This window comes from Neorhizobium sp. LjRoot104, assembly GCF_964253725.1.
GTDB lineage: Bacteria > Pseudomonadota > Alphaproteobacteria > Rhizobiales > Rhizobiaceae > Neorhizobium.
Genome location: NZ_CAXURS020000001.1, coordinates 407,418 through 424,111 on the forward strand (window position 1 = coordinate 407,418; position 16,694 = coordinate 424,111).

At 62.8% G+C, this 16,694-nt stretch carries 20 protein-coding genes; 10 read left to right on the forward strand and 10 right to left on the reverse strand.

Annotated features, from left to right (window positions below; translation table 11 throughout):
• Complete coding sequence (locus ACSQ8R_RS01950; RefSeq protein WP_436251831.1) at positions 1-486, forward strand: F0F1 ATP synthase subunit B; 486 nt, start codon at positions 1-3, stop codon at positions 484-486.
• A 72-nt stretch (positions 487-558) separates the two neighbouring features.
• Positions 559-1,308 carry a nucleotidyltransferase domain-containing protein gene (locus ACSQ8R_RS01955; protein WP_436251832.1) on the forward strand — a complete coding sequence of 250 codons (750 nt, stop codon included), beginning with the start codon at positions 559-561 and terminating at the stop codon, positions 1,306-1,308.
• A gap of 16 nt (positions 1,309-1,324) precedes the next feature.
• Here the strand turns inward: ACSQ8R_RS01955 and ACSQ8R_RS01960 are convergent, their stop codons facing one another.
• Together ACSQ8R_RS01960 and ACSQ8R_RS01965 are read right to left on the reverse strand one after the other, a co-directional pair.
• Positions 1,325-1,993, reverse strand: coding sequence for a ribonuclease HII (locus ACSQ8R_RS01960; protein WP_436251833.1), 669 nt, complete (start codon positions 1,991-1,993; stop codon positions 1,325-1,327).
• Positions 1,994-2,157: 164 nt separating this feature from the next.
• Entirely contained in the window at positions 2,158-3,315 is a 1,158-nt protein-coding gene (locus tag ACSQ8R_RS01965) for a PA0069 family radical SAM protein (protein ID WP_436251834.1), read from the reverse strand.
• 133 nt (positions 3,316-3,448) lie between these two features.
• Here ACSQ8R_RS01965 and ACSQ8R_RS01970 point away from each other — a divergent pair, with 133 nt between their 5' ends.
• Positions 3,449-3,967, forward strand: a complete 519-nt coding sequence (locus ACSQ8R_RS01970) for a glycosyl transferase (protein ID WP_436255346.1) — start codon at positions 3,449-3,451, stop codon at positions 3,965-3,967.
• Positions 3,968-3,971: 4 nt separating this feature from the next.
• On the opposite strand, the gene moaB is transcribed toward ACSQ8R_RS01970, so the two are convergent.
• The 4 genes from moaB to ACSQ8R_RS01990 form a co-directional block, all read right to left on the reverse strand.
• The gene (gene moaB, locus ACSQ8R_RS01975; protein ID WP_436251835.1) at positions 3,972-4,520 is read right to left on the reverse strand and encodes a molybdenum cofactor biosynthesis protein B; all 549 of its coding nucleotides are present in this window, start codon (positions 4,518-4,520) and stop codon (positions 3,972-3,974) included.
• Positions 4,517-5,446, reverse strand: coding sequence for a 4-(cytidine 5'-diphospho)-2-C-methyl-D-erythritol kinase (locus ACSQ8R_RS01980; protein ID WP_436251836.1), 930 nt, complete (start codon positions 5,444-5,446; stop codon positions 4,517-4,519). The genes moaB and ACSQ8R_RS01980 overlap by 4 nt, the downstream gene beginning before the upstream one ends.
• 5 nt (positions 5,447-5,451) lie before the next feature.
• A complete protein-coding gene (locus ACSQ8R_RS01985; protein WP_436251837.1) occupies positions 5,452-7,287 on the reverse strand; it encodes a tetratricopeptide repeat protein in 1,836 nt (611 codons plus the stop codon).
• Between the two features lie 164 nt (positions 7,288-7,451).
• Positions 7,452-8,468: a polyprenyl synthetase family protein gene (locus tag ACSQ8R_RS01990; protein WP_436251838.1), complete on the reverse strand. Its 1,017-nt coding sequence runs from the start codon at positions 8,466-8,468 to the stop codon at positions 7,452-7,454.
• Positions 8,469-8,575: 107 nt separating this feature from the next.
• On the opposite strand from ACSQ8R_RS01990, the gene ACSQ8R_RS01995 reads away from it, so the two are divergent.
• The gene (locus ACSQ8R_RS01995; RefSeq protein WP_436251839.1) at positions 8,576-8,797 is read left to right on the forward strand and encodes a DUF2007 domain-containing protein; all 222 of its coding nucleotides are present in this window, start codon (positions 8,576-8,578) and stop codon (positions 8,795-8,797) included.
• A 398-nt stretch (positions 8,798-9,195) separates the two neighbouring features.
• Complete coding sequence (locus ACSQ8R_RS02000; RefSeq protein WP_436251841.1) at positions 9,196-10,011, forward strand: tRNA1(Val) (adenine(37)-N6)-methyltransferase; 816 nt, start codon at positions 9,196-9,198, stop codon at positions 10,009-10,011.
• Positions 10,012-10,041: 30 nt separating this feature from the next.
• On the opposite strand, the gene ACSQ8R_RS02005 is transcribed toward ACSQ8R_RS02000, so the two are convergent.
• Positions 10,042-11,382 (reverse strand): Nramp family divalent metal transporter, encoded by a 1,341-nt coding sequence (locus tag ACSQ8R_RS02005; RefSeq protein WP_436255347.1) that lies wholly within the window; start codon positions 11,380-11,382, stop codon positions 10,042-10,044.
• Between the two features lie 166 nt (positions 11,383-11,548).
• Here ACSQ8R_RS02005 and ACSQ8R_RS02010 point away from each other — a divergent pair, with 166 nt between their 5' ends.
• Positions 11,549-12,415 carry a S49 family peptidase gene (locus ACSQ8R_RS02010; RefSeq protein ID WP_436251842.1) on the forward strand — a complete coding sequence of 289 codons (867 nt, stop codon included), beginning with the start codon at positions 11,549-11,551 and terminating at the stop codon, positions 12,413-12,415.
• A 25-nt stretch (positions 12,416-12,440) separates the two neighbouring features.
• Complete coding sequence (locus ACSQ8R_RS02015) at positions 12,441-12,632, forward strand: hypothetical protein (RefSeq protein WP_113130751.1); 192 nt, start codon at positions 12,441-12,443, stop codon at positions 12,630-12,632.
• A gap of 6 nt (positions 12,633-12,638) precedes the next feature.
• Here the strand turns inward: ACSQ8R_RS02015 and ACSQ8R_RS02020 are convergent, their stop codons facing one another.
• Together ACSQ8R_RS02020 and ACSQ8R_RS02025 are read right to left on the reverse strand one after the other, a co-directional pair.
• On the reverse strand, positions 12,639-12,953 hold the full coding sequence (locus ACSQ8R_RS02020) for a type II toxin-antitoxin system RelE/ParE family toxin (protein ID WP_436251843.1): 315 nt from the start codon (positions 12,951-12,953) through the stop codon (positions 12,639-12,641).
• Positions 12,950-13,240: a hypothetical protein gene (locus ACSQ8R_RS02025; RefSeq protein WP_436251844.1), complete on the reverse strand. Its 291-nt coding sequence runs from the start codon at positions 13,238-13,240 to the stop codon at positions 12,950-12,952. The genes ACSQ8R_RS02020 and ACSQ8R_RS02025 overlap by 4 nt, the downstream gene beginning before the upstream one ends.
• Positions 13,241-13,386: 146 nt before the next feature.
• Here ACSQ8R_RS02025 and ACSQ8R_RS02030 point away from each other — a divergent pair, with 146 nt between their 5' ends.
• Entirely contained in the window at positions 13,387-14,340 is a 954-nt protein-coding gene (locus tag ACSQ8R_RS02030) for a glycine--tRNA ligase subunit alpha (protein ID WP_436251845.1), read from the forward strand.
• A gap of 30 nt (positions 14,341-14,370) precedes the next feature.
• Here the strand turns inward: ACSQ8R_RS02030 and ACSQ8R_RS02035 are convergent, their stop codons facing one another.
• A complete protein-coding gene (locus ACSQ8R_RS02035) occupies positions 14,371-14,709 on the reverse strand; it encodes a hypothetical protein (protein WP_436251846.1) in 339 nt (112 codons plus the stop codon).
• A gap of 58 nt (positions 14,710-14,767) precedes the next feature.
• Between ACSQ8R_RS02035 and ACSQ8R_RS02040 the strand changes: the two genes are divergently transcribed.
• Both ACSQ8R_RS02040 and ACSQ8R_RS02045 read left to right on the forward strand, forming a co-directional pair.
• Positions 14,768-15,319 (forward strand): LemA family protein, encoded by a 552-nt coding sequence (locus ACSQ8R_RS02040; protein WP_436251847.1) that lies wholly within the window; start codon positions 14,768-14,770, stop codon positions 15,317-15,319.
• 88 nt (positions 15,320-15,407) lie between these two features.
• Complete coding sequence (locus ACSQ8R_RS02045) at positions 15,408-16,682, forward strand: 3-phosphoshikimate 1-carboxyvinyltransferase (protein WP_436255348.1); 1,275 nt, start codon at positions 15,408-15,410, stop codon at positions 16,680-16,682.
• Positions 16,683-16,694: the final 12 nt, after the last annotated feature.

A 16,694-nucleotide genomic window follows, 5' to 3' on the forward strand; every position in this document is an offset into this window, starting at 1 on the left:
ATGACATTGGATGCAACATTTTTCGCACTCGTCGCACTCGTCATCTTCCTGGCCCTGATCGTTTACCTGAAAGTGCCGGGCATGATGGCGAAGTCGCTCGACGAGCGCGCCGCAAACATCAGCAAGGAACTCGACGAAGCCAAGCGTCTGCGCGAGGAAGCGCAGGGACTGCTCGCCGAATACCAGCGCAAGCGCAAGGAAGCGGAAGCCGAGGCCGCGCAGATCGTGGCTGTCGCCGAACGTGAGGCAGCAAGCCTGACCGAGGAAGCTCGCCAGAAGACCGAGGAGTTCGTCGCTCGCCGCAACGCGCTCTCCGAGCAGAAGATCAAACAGGCTGAAGCCGAAGCGATCGGTGCCGTGCGCGCTGCCGCAGTCGATCTCGCCATCGCCGCCGCCCAGAGCGTCATCGCCCGTAAGGCCGATGCCTCCACCCAGGACACGCTCTTCAAGGACGCCGTCGGCAAGGTGCAGTCGCGATTGAACTGATTTCAATCACATAGGACTTCCGAAGGCCGGGCGAAACCCCGGCCTTTTTCGTTTTGGGATGGAGGATCGCCAATGGCTTTGATTGCGGGGAATCTGTCGAGGGAACAGGCGCTTTCCTTGGCGGGGCAGTTTCTGACCGAGCGCTTTGCCGATGCGGACTTTGCCTTCGTGGCCGGCTCGATCATGCGGGGCACCGGAACCCCGTCCTCCGATATCGACCTCGTTGTTCTGCATTCGGCCTTGCCGCATGCCCATCGCGAATCGGAAATCTTCGAAGGCGTGCCGTTCGAAACCCTGGTCCAGGACGAGGGGACCTTGCGCTGGTTCCTCGATACGGATGTAAAAGCGGGCCGTCCCGTGCTGATCCGCATGGTAATGGAAGGAATTGCTATCGGCCCGCGCCCGCAGCGGGCGGATGCGCTTCGCCGCGAGGCCGAGGCTCTCTTCGTTAAGGGCCCGCCGCGACTGGATCGGGAGGCGCTCGACCGCATGCGTTATGTCATATCGGGCATGCTGACAGATCTTGCCGACGAACGGCCTGCTTTCGAGCGGATAGCGATCGGCGCGGCGCTTTACCAGGCGCTCGGCGATTTCATCTTGCGCAGCAACGGGCAATGGTCCGGTGCCGGCAAATGGCTGCCGCGGCAGGTAACTGCATTCGATCCGGGGCTGGGGGATGCATTCATTGTCGCCTTCGACGTGCTGTTTCGCGAAGGAGAGGCAAGACCGTTGCTGGATTGCGCGGAGCAAGTCTTCGCCCCGCATGGCGGATTGCTGTTCGATGGGTATCGTGCCGAAGCGCCCGCCGAATGGCGCAGGTAAAAAGCAGGAGTGCCGCTCAGCTCTCCGGCAGTTCATCCTTGCGCAGCGGCCGAAAGCTCATCCGGTGCAGCGAGCAGGGGCCGTTCGCCTCGATGCCGGCGCGGTGTTGCGCTGTCCCATATCCCACGTGGTTGGCGAAGCCGTAAGCCGGGAAGACCAGATGGGCGCGGGTCATCATCCGGTCGCGGGTAACCTTGGCGATGATAGAGGCGGCGGCGATCGAGACCGAGCGGGCGTCGCCCTTGATGACCGACTTGCCGGGGCAGCACAGACCCTGCGGCACGTCGCGGCCGTCGGCAAGCACATAGGCCGGCGTGACCGCAAGTCCGGCCACCGCGCGGCGCATGGCATCGAGGCTGGCGCGCAGGATGTTGCGTTCGTCGATATGGCGCGGACCGGACGCGGCGATCGATACTTCCGCAGTCGCCATGATCGCCTCGAACAGAACTTCCCGCTGATTAAGGGTAAGCTGCTTGGAATCGTTGAGGCCGTCGGGGATGTTATCCGGGTCGAGAATGACGGCCGCCGCGACAACCGGGCCTGCCAGCGGCCCGCGTCCGGCTTCGTCGGTACCCGCGACCGGCCAGTGGCCGGCCTGCCGCGCCACAAGCTCCAGACTGAAATCCGGAACCAGCGGTACGTCTTCGAAAAGCATCGGAGAATCGGGCGACGTGCGAGGTAACATGGCGGCAACCTCGCACGTCGTCCCGACCTCCTGCAACCCCCGGCGGGCGATTGCGGCGTCGCTATCCACCGAGGGGCGGCGGTGGAACCGGGGTATTTCCCGACGCGGGGACAGGGCGGGTCGCGTCGGAAATTGGAATTCCTGATTGGGCCTGAGCGGACCGGTCAGAGCAGCGAGAGCTGGATGCCGCCGCCGTCGGGGCGCAGGAAGATATCGTCGCGCAGCGGCAGTCCGCGCCGGACCATGCCGAGCCGCTTGGTCGCCATCTCGAAACGGCGGCCGATCTGCCAGGCATAGGGCCCGGCGCCCTTCATCCGCTTGCCAAACTCGGCGTCGTAGTCCTTGCCGCCGCGCATCGAGCGCACCAGCGACATCACATGCCGATAGCGGTCCGGATAGTGCTGCAGCAGCCAGTCGCGGAACAGGGGGCTCACTTCCAGCGGCAGGCGCAGCAGCACGTAGCTCGCTTCCGTCGCCCCCGCCGCATGGCCGGCTTCCAGAATACGCTCGATCTCATGGTCATTGAGCGCCGGAATGACGGGTGCCACCATGACCGCTACCGGAATGCCGGCATCGGTCAACGCCTTGATGGCGGTCAGGCGCTTGGGAGGGGTCGAGGCGCGCGGCTCCATGGTGCGGGCAAGCTTGCGGTCGAGGGTGGTCACGGAAATCCCGACCTTTGCGAGCCCTTTCGAAGCCATGTCGGCGAGAATGTCGATGTCGCGGGTGATCAGCGCCGACTTGGTGACGATCGCGACCGGATGGTTGGCCTTCTGCAACACTTCCAGGATCTGCCGCATGATCCGCCATTCCCGCTCGATCGGCTGATAGGGATCGGTATTGGTGCCGATCGCGATCGCCCGCACCTTGTAATCCGGGCGGCTCAGCTCCCGTTCGAGCAGTTTCGGCACGTCCGGCTTGGCGAACAGTTTTGATTCGAAATCAAGGCCCGGAGAAAGCCCCATGAAGCTGTGGGTCGGCCGGGCGAAGCAGTAGATGCAGCCGTGTTCGCAGCCGCGATAGGGATTGATCGAGCGGTCGAAGGACAGGTCGGGCGATTCGTTGCGGGTGATTGCGGTGCGCGGCTTTTCCACCTGCACCTCGGTCCTGAACGGTTCGAGTTCCTCCAGCGTCTGCCAGCCATCGTCGAACGCCTCGCGGCGCTCTTCCTCGAAACGGCCGCTCGGATTGAGACCTGCGCCGCGTCCGCGACGCCGGTCGACCTCCACCCGAAGACCGGAGGACTTGACCAACGCATCGGCAATATCTGCCGTATGGGCAGGCGCAAAAGCGTCCTGCCGCAATTGATGCAGCTCGTTCATGGGTTAGCTCCTGAAGGGGAAATTCCCCGTTCCTGATGATTAAATTCCTAGCCTTAAAATAAGAACATTGCAAGAACAAAATTTGGAGCGGGCATTTGTGGCGTTCCTTGTGGCAATGCGTTACATGTCAGGAATGCTGACTGTCATCATGGAATGCCGCGACCAGGAATCCGAGCTGGCGCAGACGCTCTCGGTGCTCGTTTCCGCCGCGGTGGAGGGGCTTGTAAGCGATGTCGTGGTACTCGATCACGGTTCGCGGGACGGTTCCTCCCGCGTCGCGGATGTGGCCGGCTGCCGTTTTCATGGCCACTGGGACATCAAGGATATTCTGCGCAGCGCCCGCGGCGAATGGCTGTTGCTGGTCGAACCCGGTGCGCGGCTGCAGGCCGGCTGGATAGACGAGGTGATGGAATACATCGCGCTCAACAAGCTGCCGGCCCGGTTCGCGCCCGCGCGCAATTACCGGCGGCCGTTCTTCAAACGGATCGGCCGCACCGTGCCGCCGCTGGAATATGGCATGTTGCTGCCGAAGCGGCAGGCGATCGCGCTTGCAAAGTCGGGGATGGATCTCGAAGCGCTGGCGCGGGGCCAGAAGGTGTCGAAGCTGGCGAGTGAGATGATCCCGGCCTGGGTGGCGGCGGCCGTCCGGTAAACGCCTATTTGCCGCCGCGCTTCAGGTGCTCGTCGAGCCGCGGCATGATCTCGATGAAATTGCAGGGCATGTGGCGGTAGTCGAGCTGCGCTTTCAGGATGCCGTCCCAGGCGTCCTTGCAGGCGCCGGGCGAACCCGGCAGCACGAAGATGAAGGTGGCGTTCGCCACCCCGCCGGTCGCCCGCGACTGGATCGTCGAGGTGCCGATCTTGTCGTAGGAAATCCGGTGAAACACTTCCGAAAAGCCGTCCATGCGCTTTTCGAACAGCGGTTCCAGCGCTTCAGGCGTCACGTCCCGGCCGGTAAAGCCGGTGCCACCCGTGGTGATCACCACGTCGATATCCGGATCGAGCGTCCATTCCCGCACCTGGCCGGCAATGCGGTCCTTGTCGTCGGGCACGATCGCGCGCGCCTTCAGTTCATGCCCGGCTTCGGCAATTCGCGCCACCAGCGTGTCGCCGGACTTGTCGTCGGCAAGCGTGCGCGTGTCGGAGACGGTCAGCACGGCGATGCCGACGGGGATGAAGGAGCGGGTGTCGTCGATCCGGTTCATCTTGTTTTCTCGGTCGCGGGGCCAACGGTTCTCACCGCCTGAAAATACCATTCCGGCTTCTGGCCGTTAAGGTTTTCCACCGCCTTTTCCGCCGCTTCGAAGGAAGGAAATATCCCGAAGCAGGTGGCGCCTGAACCGGACATCCGCGTCAGCATGGTGCCCTCCGCGCCGATCAGGCTGGAGATCTGGTCGATCTCTCGCACCAGCGAGCGCGCCGGCGGTTCAAGATCGTTCCGGAGAGTTTTCAGGAAGCCGATCCAGTCGCCGTCGAACGGGCCGATCGCCGCGTTTTCCTTCTGCGTCAGACGGAGGAAGATATCCGGCGTAGAGACCCCGACCAGCGGATTTCCGAGCACCAGCGACAGCGAGGGCAGGTCGGGAAGCGTGGTCAGTTCCTCTCCTATCCCCTTGGCCATCAGCGCCTCGCCCTTGAGGCACATCGGCACATCGGCGCCGAGCGAAAGCCCGAGCGTTGCCAGGTCCCCGTCCGGCAGGCTGGCATTCCAGAAGCGCATCAGGCCGCGCAGGGCTGCTGCAGCATCGGCCGAACCGCCGCCGATACCGGCTGCGACCGGCAGGTTCTTTTCGAGATGGATGGCAACCGGCGGCACTGAAACGCCTCTTCCTTCCAGCGCCTGGCGCAGGAGGTCGCGGGCTTTCAGCACGAGATTACCATGCTTGCCCTCGGCAGAGGTCGGCAGCAGCGAAGCGAACCGGCCGGAAACGGAAAAATCGTCGGCGTCGGCCTCGCTGAAGCACAGCCGGTCGCCGATATCCGCAAAAGTCACGATGCTCTCGAGCCGATGATAGCCGTCCCCCCGCTGGCCGGTCACGTGCAGGGCGAGATTGATCTTGGCGGGCGCCAGTTCGAAGAGGCCCGCCTTGTCGGCGAGCCAGTTGTCGGATGACGGATTGTCCAGAAGCATGCGCGTCAGGATTTCTTGTCGGGATTGGCCGGCGCCGGCGGGGCAGGTGCCACGGGTTCCGACGGGCTGCGGTCGGCGGTCGTCGCGTTCGGATCGAGCGGCGCGAGGCCTTTCTCGATCTTTTCTTTGATCTGCTCGCGGTTGATATCCTCGCCTTCCGAGATCAGCGCCCGATTCCACTGGTAGACGGCCTCGAGCTTGCGCCCGACGCGCCAGTAGGAATCGCCGAGATGGTCGTTGATCGTCGAATCGCCGGCGCGTAGCTGCACCGCACGTTCGAGTTCGGTCACCGCGTCATCGAACTTGCCCATCCGGTAATAGGCCCAGCCGAGCGAATCGACGATATAACCGTCGTCCGGCCGCGCATCGACGGCCCGCTTGATCATGTCGAGGCCTTCGTCGAGGTTCTTGTTCATGTCGACTAACGAATAGCCGAGATAGTTCAAGACCTGCGGCTGCTCCGGGTTGAGCTCCAGCGCCTTGCGGAAGTTCGGCTCGGCCTTCGCCCAGTTCTTAAGCCGCTCATAGGCGATGCCGCGCTGGAAGAAGATGGTCCAGTCGCCGGGCTTCGGCACCGGCCCGATGACCTCGGCGGCCTTGTCGTAGGTTTCCGCCATGGCCTTGTAGTCCTTGGCGTCGGAAAGCACGCTGCCATAGGCGATGTAGCTGCGAATGTCGGACGGGTCGGAATCGATCAGCGACTTCAGGTGCTGCTTGGCTTCGTCCACCTTGCCCGTGTCGGAAAGCGTCACGCCGAGCTGCAGTTCGGAAATGCGGCGCATCGGCGAATCGGCCGGAACGCTGGCATAGAACTTGATGGCGCGCTCCGGCTGCTTGAGCTTTTCGGCGATGCCGCCGAGCAGGATCAGCGTATCGGCGCTCTTGGGATCGAGCGCGTGGGAAATCTGCAGGTAAAGCGAGACCATGTCCTCGGCGCCCTGGCGGTTCAGCGCGCCACCGATCGAAAACAGGACGCCGGCAGCGCCTTCTGCGGCATTGCTCACCTGCTGTTCGGGCTTCTGGCCTTTCTCGATGCTCTGGCGCAGGGCCTTCAGCGGCGCATAGTTGGAAACCATGCCGTCACCGACGGAGATCGCATCCAGCGCCTTCTGCTTGTTGCCGGCAGCCGCCTCAAGACGTGCCAGCGCCATCACCGCGCGCATAAAGGTGTCCGGCGCGGTGGCGACGGCTTCCTTGTTGGTGACGGCGGTGTTGAGATGCTGCCGTGCCGTGCCGATATCGCCGGTCACCAGCGCCATGGCGCCGAGATGGTAATCGGTGAACACCTTGTACCAGGCCGGCCCCTTGAGGTTGTTGATGCTGGCCATCGCCTGCTTGCCCTTGCCGGCGCCGACATCAGCCCAGGCGGAGAGAAGCTGGTGGGTCAGCCGGTCGAGATCGTTCGGGCCTTCATAGGCAAGAACCTTCTTGGCGGTATCGAACTTCTTGTCGCGCATGGCATCGAGGCCGCGGACGATCTTGGTGATCCGCTCGACGGCGTTATCGTCTTTGAGCGCGTTGGCTTCAGCGAGGCCCTGGTCGAAATCGCCGTTGAGCAGCAGCGAGATCATCAGCCGTTCGCGGATTTCCAGGTTGGCGGGATCGAAAGCCAGCGCCTTTCGGTAGAGCGCGATCGCAGTGTCATAGTCATGATCGACGTCGGCTGTCCGCGCTGCCAGGAAGGCGCCGGAAAACGTCTTCACGTTGCCGGGACCGAACGTCACCGTGTCTTTCACCGCTGGCTTCGCTTCCGCCGTTGCCGCGCTGGCCACCGTTCCGAACAGGAGGACGGTTGCAAGTGCTGCGCTGGAGAGCAGAAGAAGGCTGGATTTCTGCCGCATAGACATGCCTTTCGTAAGAGCATGGCAGGCCGGTGAAATACCGCCGCCGATTCCGCCCTATTGATTCACGATAGAATGGCTTTTTTGAAGCACGTCCGCAAGGAAATCCCCAGCGCCGCGCGAGGGCGGCGCCGGTCACACCTTCGTCAACGGACGGCTTGCCGTCAGTTGACGCGCTGGATCGAGAAGTCGATGACTTCGAGAAGAGCGGCCTTGAGCGGCGAGGCTGGAAGCGGCGCCAGCGCATCGCGGGCAATCGTGCCGTAATGCAGCGCGCGGCCGATCGTGTCGTTCAAGGCGCCGTATTTGTTGATCAGCCCGAGCGCCTTTTCGAGGTTCTCGTCGCTGCTTTCGCCCTTCTCGATCGCCTGGCGCCAGAAGGCGCGCTCGGCCTCGGTGCCGCGGCGATAGGAGAGGATGACGGGCAGCGTGATCTTGCCCTCGCGAAAGTCGTCGCCGACATTCTTGCCGAGATCGGCAGCCTTGCCGCCGTAATCGAGCGCGTCATCGACGAGCTGGAAGGCAAGGCCGAGGTTCATGCCGTAGGATTTCAGCGCGCCGCGCCCGGCCTTGTCGGCATTGGCGATGATCGGGCCGACTTCGGCGGCGGCCGCAAACAGCGCCGCCGTCTTGGCGCGGATGACCGACAGATAGTCGTCCTCGGTCGTCTCCATGTTCTTGGCGACGGAAACCTGCAGCACCTCGCCTTCGGCGATCACCGAGGCGGCGGCCGACAGCACGTCGAGCGCTTCGAGCGAGCCGACATCGACCATCATGCGAAAAGCCTGGCCGAGCAGGAAATCGCCGACCAGAACACTGGCCTGGTTGCCCCAGATCATCCGGGCGGTGGACCGCCCGCGGCGCAGGTCGCTTTCGTCCACCACGTCGTCGTGAAGAAGCGTCGCCGTGTGCATGAACTCGACGCTGGTCGCGAGCTTCACATGGGCCTCGCCCTGGTAGCCGAACAGGGCCGCGGAGGCGAGCGTCAGCATCGGTCGCAGGCGTTTGCCGCCGGACGAGATCAGGTGGTTGGCGACTTCCGGGATCATCTGCACGTCGGAGCCGGCCTTGGACAGAATCAGCTGGTTGACCCGATCCATGTCCGCCTTGGTCAGATCCACCAGCGGTTTGACGGATGCCAGTTTGTTTTTGCCTTCTTCAAGCGGTATGACGACGCCCAATGATCAGGCCTCCCTATCGAAATCTTTCAAACGACAATAGAAAGAGGCTGATAGTGCGGCAAGCGCAAATCGCATCCCGCCGGATATAATGGGGTAACAAACAAGCCATGCTGGAGATCATCCGCACCAACGACATCGTGACCCTGTCGCTGGCTGAGAGCCTGATGAAGGATGCGGGCATCCACTGCATGGTAGCCGACCAGTCGATGAGCGTGCTCGAGGGTTCGCTCGGGCTGCTGCAGCGCCGGCTGATGGTGGATAGCGAGCGGGCGGATGAGGCGCGGCGGATTTTGAAGGACGCGGGGCTGGAAGCGGAGCTGCGGCCTTGATGCTTGGGGAGGTCAGATCTGAGTTTTTCTGAGGCCATGGCCTTGGGTGGCTCAAGGGCCTCGGCGCTGAATGTTTTTGGAGTTCTAACCTTGAGCCTCTTTGCGGATCGCCCCCCTCTGCCCTGCCGGGCATCTCCCCCTCAGGTGGGGAGATCGGCCAGAGGCATGCTCCTCGCTCCCAATCTACCGTTTTCCCCTGTGCATTTTATTGCGACGGTTGCCCCCGCATGTCGCAATCCTACCTCTCTTCCGGAACGTCGTTTCGGGGAAAGCGCCGGTCGCGCCACTTGTGATCTCCCCACCCGAGGGGGAGATGCCCGGCAGGGCAGAGGGGGGCTGACGACCGCCGACGCTCAACGTGTTCGGCCTATCCCCAGCATCGAGAAATACCTCGCGCCATGACCACCCCGACCCACACCATCGACGCGTTCCATCGCGGCCGGTTCCACGTCATGCAGCCGAAGGGCGGCGGGCATCGTTCGGGCGTCGATGCGATGCTGCTCGCCTCATTGGTCGCCGCCGACAGGCCGGTTAGCGTTGCTGACCTTGGCTCGGGCGCCGGTGCGGCTGGCCTTGCGGTCGCCGCACGCCTGCAACAGGCAAAAGTCCTGCTGATCGAAAAATCGCCGCTGATGGCCCACTATGCCCGCAGGACCCTGGCACTTCCGGAAAACGCCTTCCTCGCCAATCGCGTCGAAGTGCTCGAAGCCGACGTAACGCTCACCGGCAAACCCCGTGTTGCCGCCGGCCTCGTGGACGAGATCCACGACCATGTGATCATGAACCCGCCCTTCAACCACGCGGCGGATCGCAAGACGCCCGATGCCCTGAAGGCCGAGGCGCATGCGATGACGGACGACCTGTTCGAAGCCTGGATCCGCACGGCCGGCGCGATCATGAGGCCCGGCGGGCAATTGTCGCTGATCGCCCGGCCGCAATCGATCGCCGAGATCATCGGGGCCTGCGGCCAGCGTTTCGGCGGGCTGGAAATCACCGCCCTCCATCCCCGGCCGGACGAAAGCGCCACGCGCATTCTCGTCACCGCCGTCAAGGGATCGCGCGCCCGGCTGACATTCCGGGCGCCGCTTTTCGTGCATGGCACGGACGGCCATGCGTTCTCGCCCTTCGTGGACGACCTCAACAATGGCCGGGCCGCCTATTCCCGCCTCAGCCCGAAACGAAATCCGCCAAGCAATTCCAGGAAAAGTGCGTAGCGGTTTTCCGTCCGGAATTGCGTCAGAAAGCTAGCCGGCGACGAAGTCGACGAGCAGCTTGACGTTCAGGCCGGCAATGACGACGGCGATCAGCCAGGCGATGGCCGAGAGCCAGATCGGTGCTACGAGCTCGCCCATCTTGGCCTTGCTGGCGGTGAACATGACCAGCGGGAAGACTGCGAAGGAAAGCTGCAGGCTGAGCACGACCTGCGTGAGGATCAGCAGTTCCGCCGTCCCCGCGTCGCCGTACCAGATGGTCACGAACGCCGCCGGTATGATGGCGATCGCCCGGGTGATCAGCCGGCGGATCCATGGCTGCAGCTTCATCTTGAGGAAGCCTTCCATGACGATCTGACCCGCGAGCGTCGCCGTCACCGTCGAATTCAGGCCGCAGCAGAGAAGTGCTATCCCGAACAGGGTCGGCGCAATGGCGAGCCCGAGAAGCGGCGCGAGCAGCGAATGGGCTTCCCCGAGCTCGGCGACTTCGGTTCGCCCGGTGCTGTTGAAGGCCGCTGCCGCGAGGATCAGGATCGAGGCGTTGATCAACAGCGCGAAGCAGAGCGCGACGGTGGAGTCGATCGTCGCAAAGGTCAGCGCTTCCTTCTTCTCCGGCAGGGTGTGGCCGTAGTTGCGGGTCTGCACGATGCCGGAATGCAGGTAGAGGTTATGCGGCATGACGGTCGCGCCGAGAATGCCGAGCGCCAGATAGAGCATCTCCGGATTGGTGACGATCTCGGTGGTCGGGAAGAAACCGCGGATGACGCCGCCCCATTGCGGATCGGCGAGGAAGATCTGGATCGCGAAACACAAGGCGATGACGCCGAGCAGGGTGATGATGAAGGCTTCGACCCAGCGGAAACCCATCTTCTGCAGATAGAGAATGATGAAGACGTCGAGCGCGGTGATCAGCACGCCGAGTTCGAGCGGAATGCCGAAGATCAGGTTGAGGCCGATCGCGGTGCCGATCACCTCGGCGATATCGGTGGCGATGATGGCGATTTCGGCAAGCGCCCAGAGCGGAATGGAGACCCATTTCGGAAACGCGTCGCGACAGGCCTGCGCCAGGTCCCGGCCCGATGCGATCGCAAGACGCGCGCAGAGCGACTGCAGCACGATCGCCATCAGGTTGGACAAGAGCGCCACCGCAAGCAGGGCATAACCGAATTTCGAGCCGCCGGCGAGCGAGGTCGCCCAGTTGCCGGGGTCCATGTAGCCGACCGCGACCAGGTAACCCGGGCCTGCAAAGGCCGCCAGCCGTCGCCACCGCGATCCGGAGCGCGAGATGTTGATGCTTCGATGGACGTCGGAAAGCGATGCCTCCCCCCGTTTGTTCCGCCAGCCGCTGTCCTGCTTTGAACTCAAAACGTCCATCTTCATTCCATCTCCGTTCGCGAGCGGATAATGCCTCATTGGAATGATAATGCAAGTCATTCGCAACTGGAAAATCAAAATCCTGCTTTAAGGGGCGCAGCCATTGCGTTTGAAAATCCGTCACATACATGCTTTGGCAGAGCTGAATGCGACAGAAGGAAAAGAAATGGCCGGGTTTTTGAACAGGTTGATGCCGAAAAGGTTCCGTAAGAAGGGCCTCACCATCCCCGTCGTCCGGCTTCATGGAGCGATCATGGCTGGCGGCAGCCAGTTCAAGCAGAGCCTCAACCTGGCGGGTGTGGCGCCGATGCTTGACAAGGCCTTCTCGAAAAAAGACGCGCCGGTCGTCGCCATCTCGATCAATTCGCCGGGCGGTTCGCCGGTCCAGTCGCGCCTGATCTTCCAGCGCATCCGGTCGCTGGCGGAAGAAAAGAACAAGAAAGTGCTCGTTTTCGTCGAGGATGTCGCGGCCTCGGGCGGCTACATGATCGCGCTCGCTGGCGACGAGATCTTTGCCGACCCCACCTCGATCGTCGGCTCGATCGGCGTCGTTTCCGGCGGCTTCGGTTTCCCGGAACTGCTGCGCAAGATCGGCGTCGAGCGCCGCGTCTATACCGCCGGCGAGAACAAGGTGATCCTCGATCCCTTCCAGCCGGAGAAGGAAGGCGATATCGAATACCTGAAGGCCCTGCAGCTCGAGATCCACAAGGTCTTCATCGACATGGTCAAGATGCGCCGCGGCGAGCGGCTGGCTGATGACGCGACGATCTTTTCCGGCCTGTTCTGGAGCGGGTTGCGTGGCCTCGACCTCGGCCTGATCGACAGTCTCGGCGACATGCGCGAGGTCCTCAAGCGCCGTTACGGCAAGGATACGAGGCTGGAACTGATCGGCAGCGCCCGCACGCTCTTCGGTCGCCGCGTACCCGGCGTGGTATTCGGTGAAGGCAGGGCCGGAGAAATCGCCGCAGGCGCGGTCACGGGACTTGCGGCGAGCCTGGAAGAAAAGGCAATGTGGAGCCGCTACGGCCTTTGAGGCCGTCAGGATAGCGCGAGGGGAAATGGCGCAGCTTTTATTTCTGATCATCGTCATCGGCGGCGGCTGGATGCTCTACAAGAAGTTCATCAAGGACGCCGAAAGACTGTCGTCGCGCAGCCGCCGGGAGGAAAAGGAACGCCAAACGGGTGCGATCGGCACCCTGGAACGGGACCCAGTGACGGGGGAATACCGGGTGAAGCGGGATGAGGAATGAGCGCCGCTAAATTCGTTCCTTGATCCGCGAGCTCCAGTCCGAACCGGCATAACTCACGCAGAGAATGGTGACCGTCAGCGTTTCGTCATCGACTGTAAAACAGACGACGGCCTTCTCCATTGCCGGAATAGCTCTAAGGCCGTCAGCAAGATCTTCCCTGATCGAGCCGATTTTCGGAAAGTCCGTGAGTTTGGAGATGAAGCCGGTAATCTCGTCGACCTTGGATTTCCCGATCTCCAGGCCGGCATAGGAGGAAATGAAATCGGTGATGTCGAGTAGATCGCTTTCGACGAGCGGATGTTTGACAATCCTATAACTCATCCGCGGTTCTTGTATTTCTCGTCGAGCTTCGCCTTGATCCTTTCGGCCATGGCCTCGCCGTCCCACGGAAGAAACTCCTCCCGCGGCGTTTCCATCCGGCGGCGGATTTCGTCCTTCATGGCAAGCAGCGGATCGCTCTCGCCGGTTGGCGCCGGATCGGCCTGCATCAGGCTGTCTATGCCGGCCTCGATGACCTTCTCGATGGAAGGGAACTGGCCGTCTTCGACCATACGTTCCGCATAGCGCAGATAGCGTTCGGACAAGGTGAAGCTGTTCTTGACGTTCATGGTCTTTCTCCGGAAGAACCGCAGCACCCTAACATGGATCGCGCCCGGCACGCATACCCTGCAACCGCCGCAGACGCATAAATCCTTGACCCGTGCCCCTGATGCGTGGCACTCGTCCGCATCCTCGAACCGATACAGATATGGCCATGACCGAGCTGCCCGACCACATGTCTCCGACCCGCTCCTTCCAGGGGCTGATCCTCGCGCTCCAGAATTACTGGGCCGACAAGGGCTGCGCCATCCTGCAGCCCTACGACATGGAAGTCGGTGCCGGCACCTTTCATCCGGCCACAACCCTGCGTGCGCTCGGTCCGAAGCCGTGGAAGGCCGCCTATGTCCAGCCGTCGCGCCGCCCGTCCGACGGCCGTTACGGCGAGAACCCCAACCGCCTGCAGCACTATTATCAGTTCCAGGTCATCCTGAAGCCGAACCCGCCGAACCTGCAGGAGCTCTATCTGGGTTCCTTGAAGGCGATCGGCCTCGATCCGCTTCTGCACGACGTGCGTTTCGTCGAGGACGACTGGGAAAGCCCGACGCTCGGCGCCTGGGGCCTCGGCTGGGAATGCTGGTGTGACGGCATGGAAGTCTCGCAGTTCACCTACTTCCAGCAGGTCTGCGGCATCGAATGTTCGCCGGTCGCAGGCGAGCTCACCTACGGCCTCGAACGCCTCGCCACCTATCTGCAGGGCGTCGACAGCATCTACGAACTCAATTTCAACGGCCGCGAGGGCGAGGAAAAGATCTCCTATGGCGACGTCTTCCTGCAGGCCGAGCAGGAATATTCCCGCCATAACTTCGAATTCGCCGACACCGCCATGCTGCACCGGCATTTCATCGATGCCGAGAAGGAGTGCCAGGCGCTGCTCGCTGCCGGTGCTCCGGGCGCCAATGCCAACCAGATGCTGCACAAATGCGTTTTCCCGGCCTATGACCAGTGCATCAAGGCGTCCCACATCTTCAACCTGCTGGATGCGCGTGGCGTGATCTCGGTCACCGAACGCCAGAGCTATATCCTGCGCGTCCGCACGCTCGCCAAAGCCTGTGGCGAGGCCTTCCTGATGACCGATGCCGGTGGCGTGAATTTCGGTCGGGCCGCTTGATTCCAGGTCCGATCGCGTGCGGCGAGCCGTTCAAACGGCTCCCGTCCACTCCGTGCCCAATTGCCAGACGGGTTTGAGGGTCGGATAGGCCCCGGTCGGAAGCTGCCCTGCATAGATCTGCAGAAACCGGCGCGTGCCGGCTGGCTCCGGGGGCTTCATCATCACTGCGTACTGAAAAAACAGCACGGCAAACGCCAGCACATTGGCGGTTCGCACCAAGCACGCCATGGCAATTCCATCCAGATTGTTTTGAGGTGGGCCGAATCGTCGGAATCGCCCGTTTTCTGTAAGAGAATCTAGGACATCCACGCGGCCTGAACTTTGCTGTAAGTCAAAAAATTCACCGCGAAAAATAATCGATGACTTCAACCACTTTTTTAGTGCAAGCCTCTACTGTCGCATCGCAAGGCCAAGTCGGGAGACTCAGATGTACATTTTGATCGGCATAATCGTTCTCGTCGCACTATACGTCGTGATGATCTATAACGGGCTCGTCAAAGCCCGGCAGATGGCGGAGGAGGCCTGGTCCGGCATCGACGTTCAGCTGAAGCGCCGCGCCGATCTGATCCCGAACCTCATCGAGACGGTGAAGGGATACGCCGCCCACGAAAAGGGCACGTTCGAGGAAGTCGTCAAGCTGCGCAACCAGGCGCAGGCGGTGCCGGCGGGCGATGTCGCCGGCCGCGCCCAGGCGGAAGGCCTGCTGGGCCAGGCGCTCGGCAAGATCATCGCGCTTGCCGAAGCCTATCCGGACCTCAAGGCCAACCAGAACTTCTCCGAACTGCAGGCCTCGCTCGAAACCATCGAAGGCGAGATCCAGATGTCGCGGCGCTATTACAACGGTGCTGCCCGCGACCTGAACGTCAAGGTCGAGAGCTTCCCGAACAACCTTGTCGCCGGCCAGTTCGGCTTCTCGAAGCGCGAGTATTTCGAGATCGAGAACGCGGCCGACCGGGCGGTCCCGACCGTCAAGTTCTGAAATCCGACATTGGACGTTGACGCCGCAACGGTTTAAGAGCGCGGTCGGCCGCCTCGTTGCGGCATTCCATTGGCGTTAAGAGACGAATATCATGGGTAGAGCCAAACTCACCATCCTGCCGCCGGGCAAGCCGCTTTCCGGACGCGCCGTGCCGCCGGGCTCGAAATCGATCACCAACCGCGCCCTGCTTCTGGCGGGCCTTGCCGAGGGCACCAGCCGTCTGACCGGCGCGCTGAGAAGCGACGACACGCGCTATATGGCGGAAGCGCTGCGGGCCATGGGCGTTACGGTCGAACAGCCTGACGAAACGACCTTCGTTGTCACCGGCAGCGGCAAGCTTCTGCCCCCGTCCGCACCGCTCTTCCTCGGCAATGCTGGCACCGCGACCCGCTTTCTGACCGCGGCCGTTGCATCGGTCGATGGCACCGTCGTCGTCGATGGCGACGAGCACATGCGCAAGCGGCCGATCGGCCCGCTTGTCGCCGCCCTGAAATCGCTTGGCATCGATGCCGAGGCGCCGACCGGCTGCCCGCCGGTGACCGTGCGCGGCAACGGCCATTTCGCCTCCGGCCGCGTCGAGATCGATGCCGGCCTGTCGAGCCAGTATGTTTCGGCGCTGCTGATGGCCGGGCCGCTCGTCAAGCAGGTCGCCAACGCGCCCTTGACGGTGGCGCTCGCCGGTGCCGAAATCGGCGCCCGCGGTTATGTCGATCTGACGCTCGCCGCCATGCAGGCCTTCGGCGCCAGGGTCGAGCAGATCGACGCTGCGACGTGGAAGGTCGAGCCGACCGGCTACAAGGCCGCGGATTTCGTGATCGAGCCGGATGCCTCCGCCGCCACCTATCTCTGGGCTGCCGAAGTGCTGACCGGCGGCGCCATCGATCTTGGCGTGCCGAACGAAGCCTTCACCCAGCCGGATGCCAAGGCTTTCGATGTCATCTCGAAATTCCCGCATCTGCCGGCTGAAATCGACGGTTCGCAGATGCAGGACGCGATCCCGACGATTGCCGTGCTCGCCGCCTTCAACGAAACGCCGGTGCGCTTCACCGGCATCGCCAACCTGCGCGTCAAGGAATGCGACCGGGTGAGGGCGCTTTCGCTCGGCCTCAATGCCATCCGCGAAGGCCTTGCGACGGAAGAGGGCGACGACCTGATCGTCGCCTCCGATCCCTCGCTCGCCGGCCAGACCTTATCCGCCGAGATCAACACCTTTGCCGACCACCGCATCGCCATGAGCTTTGCACTGGCGGGGCTGAAGATCGGCGGCATCACCATTCTCGACCCGGATTGCGTCGCCAAGACCTTCCCCAGCTACTGGGACGTGCTGGCCTCGCTCGGGGTCGAATACACGGACATAGTTTAAACGGAAAACCTG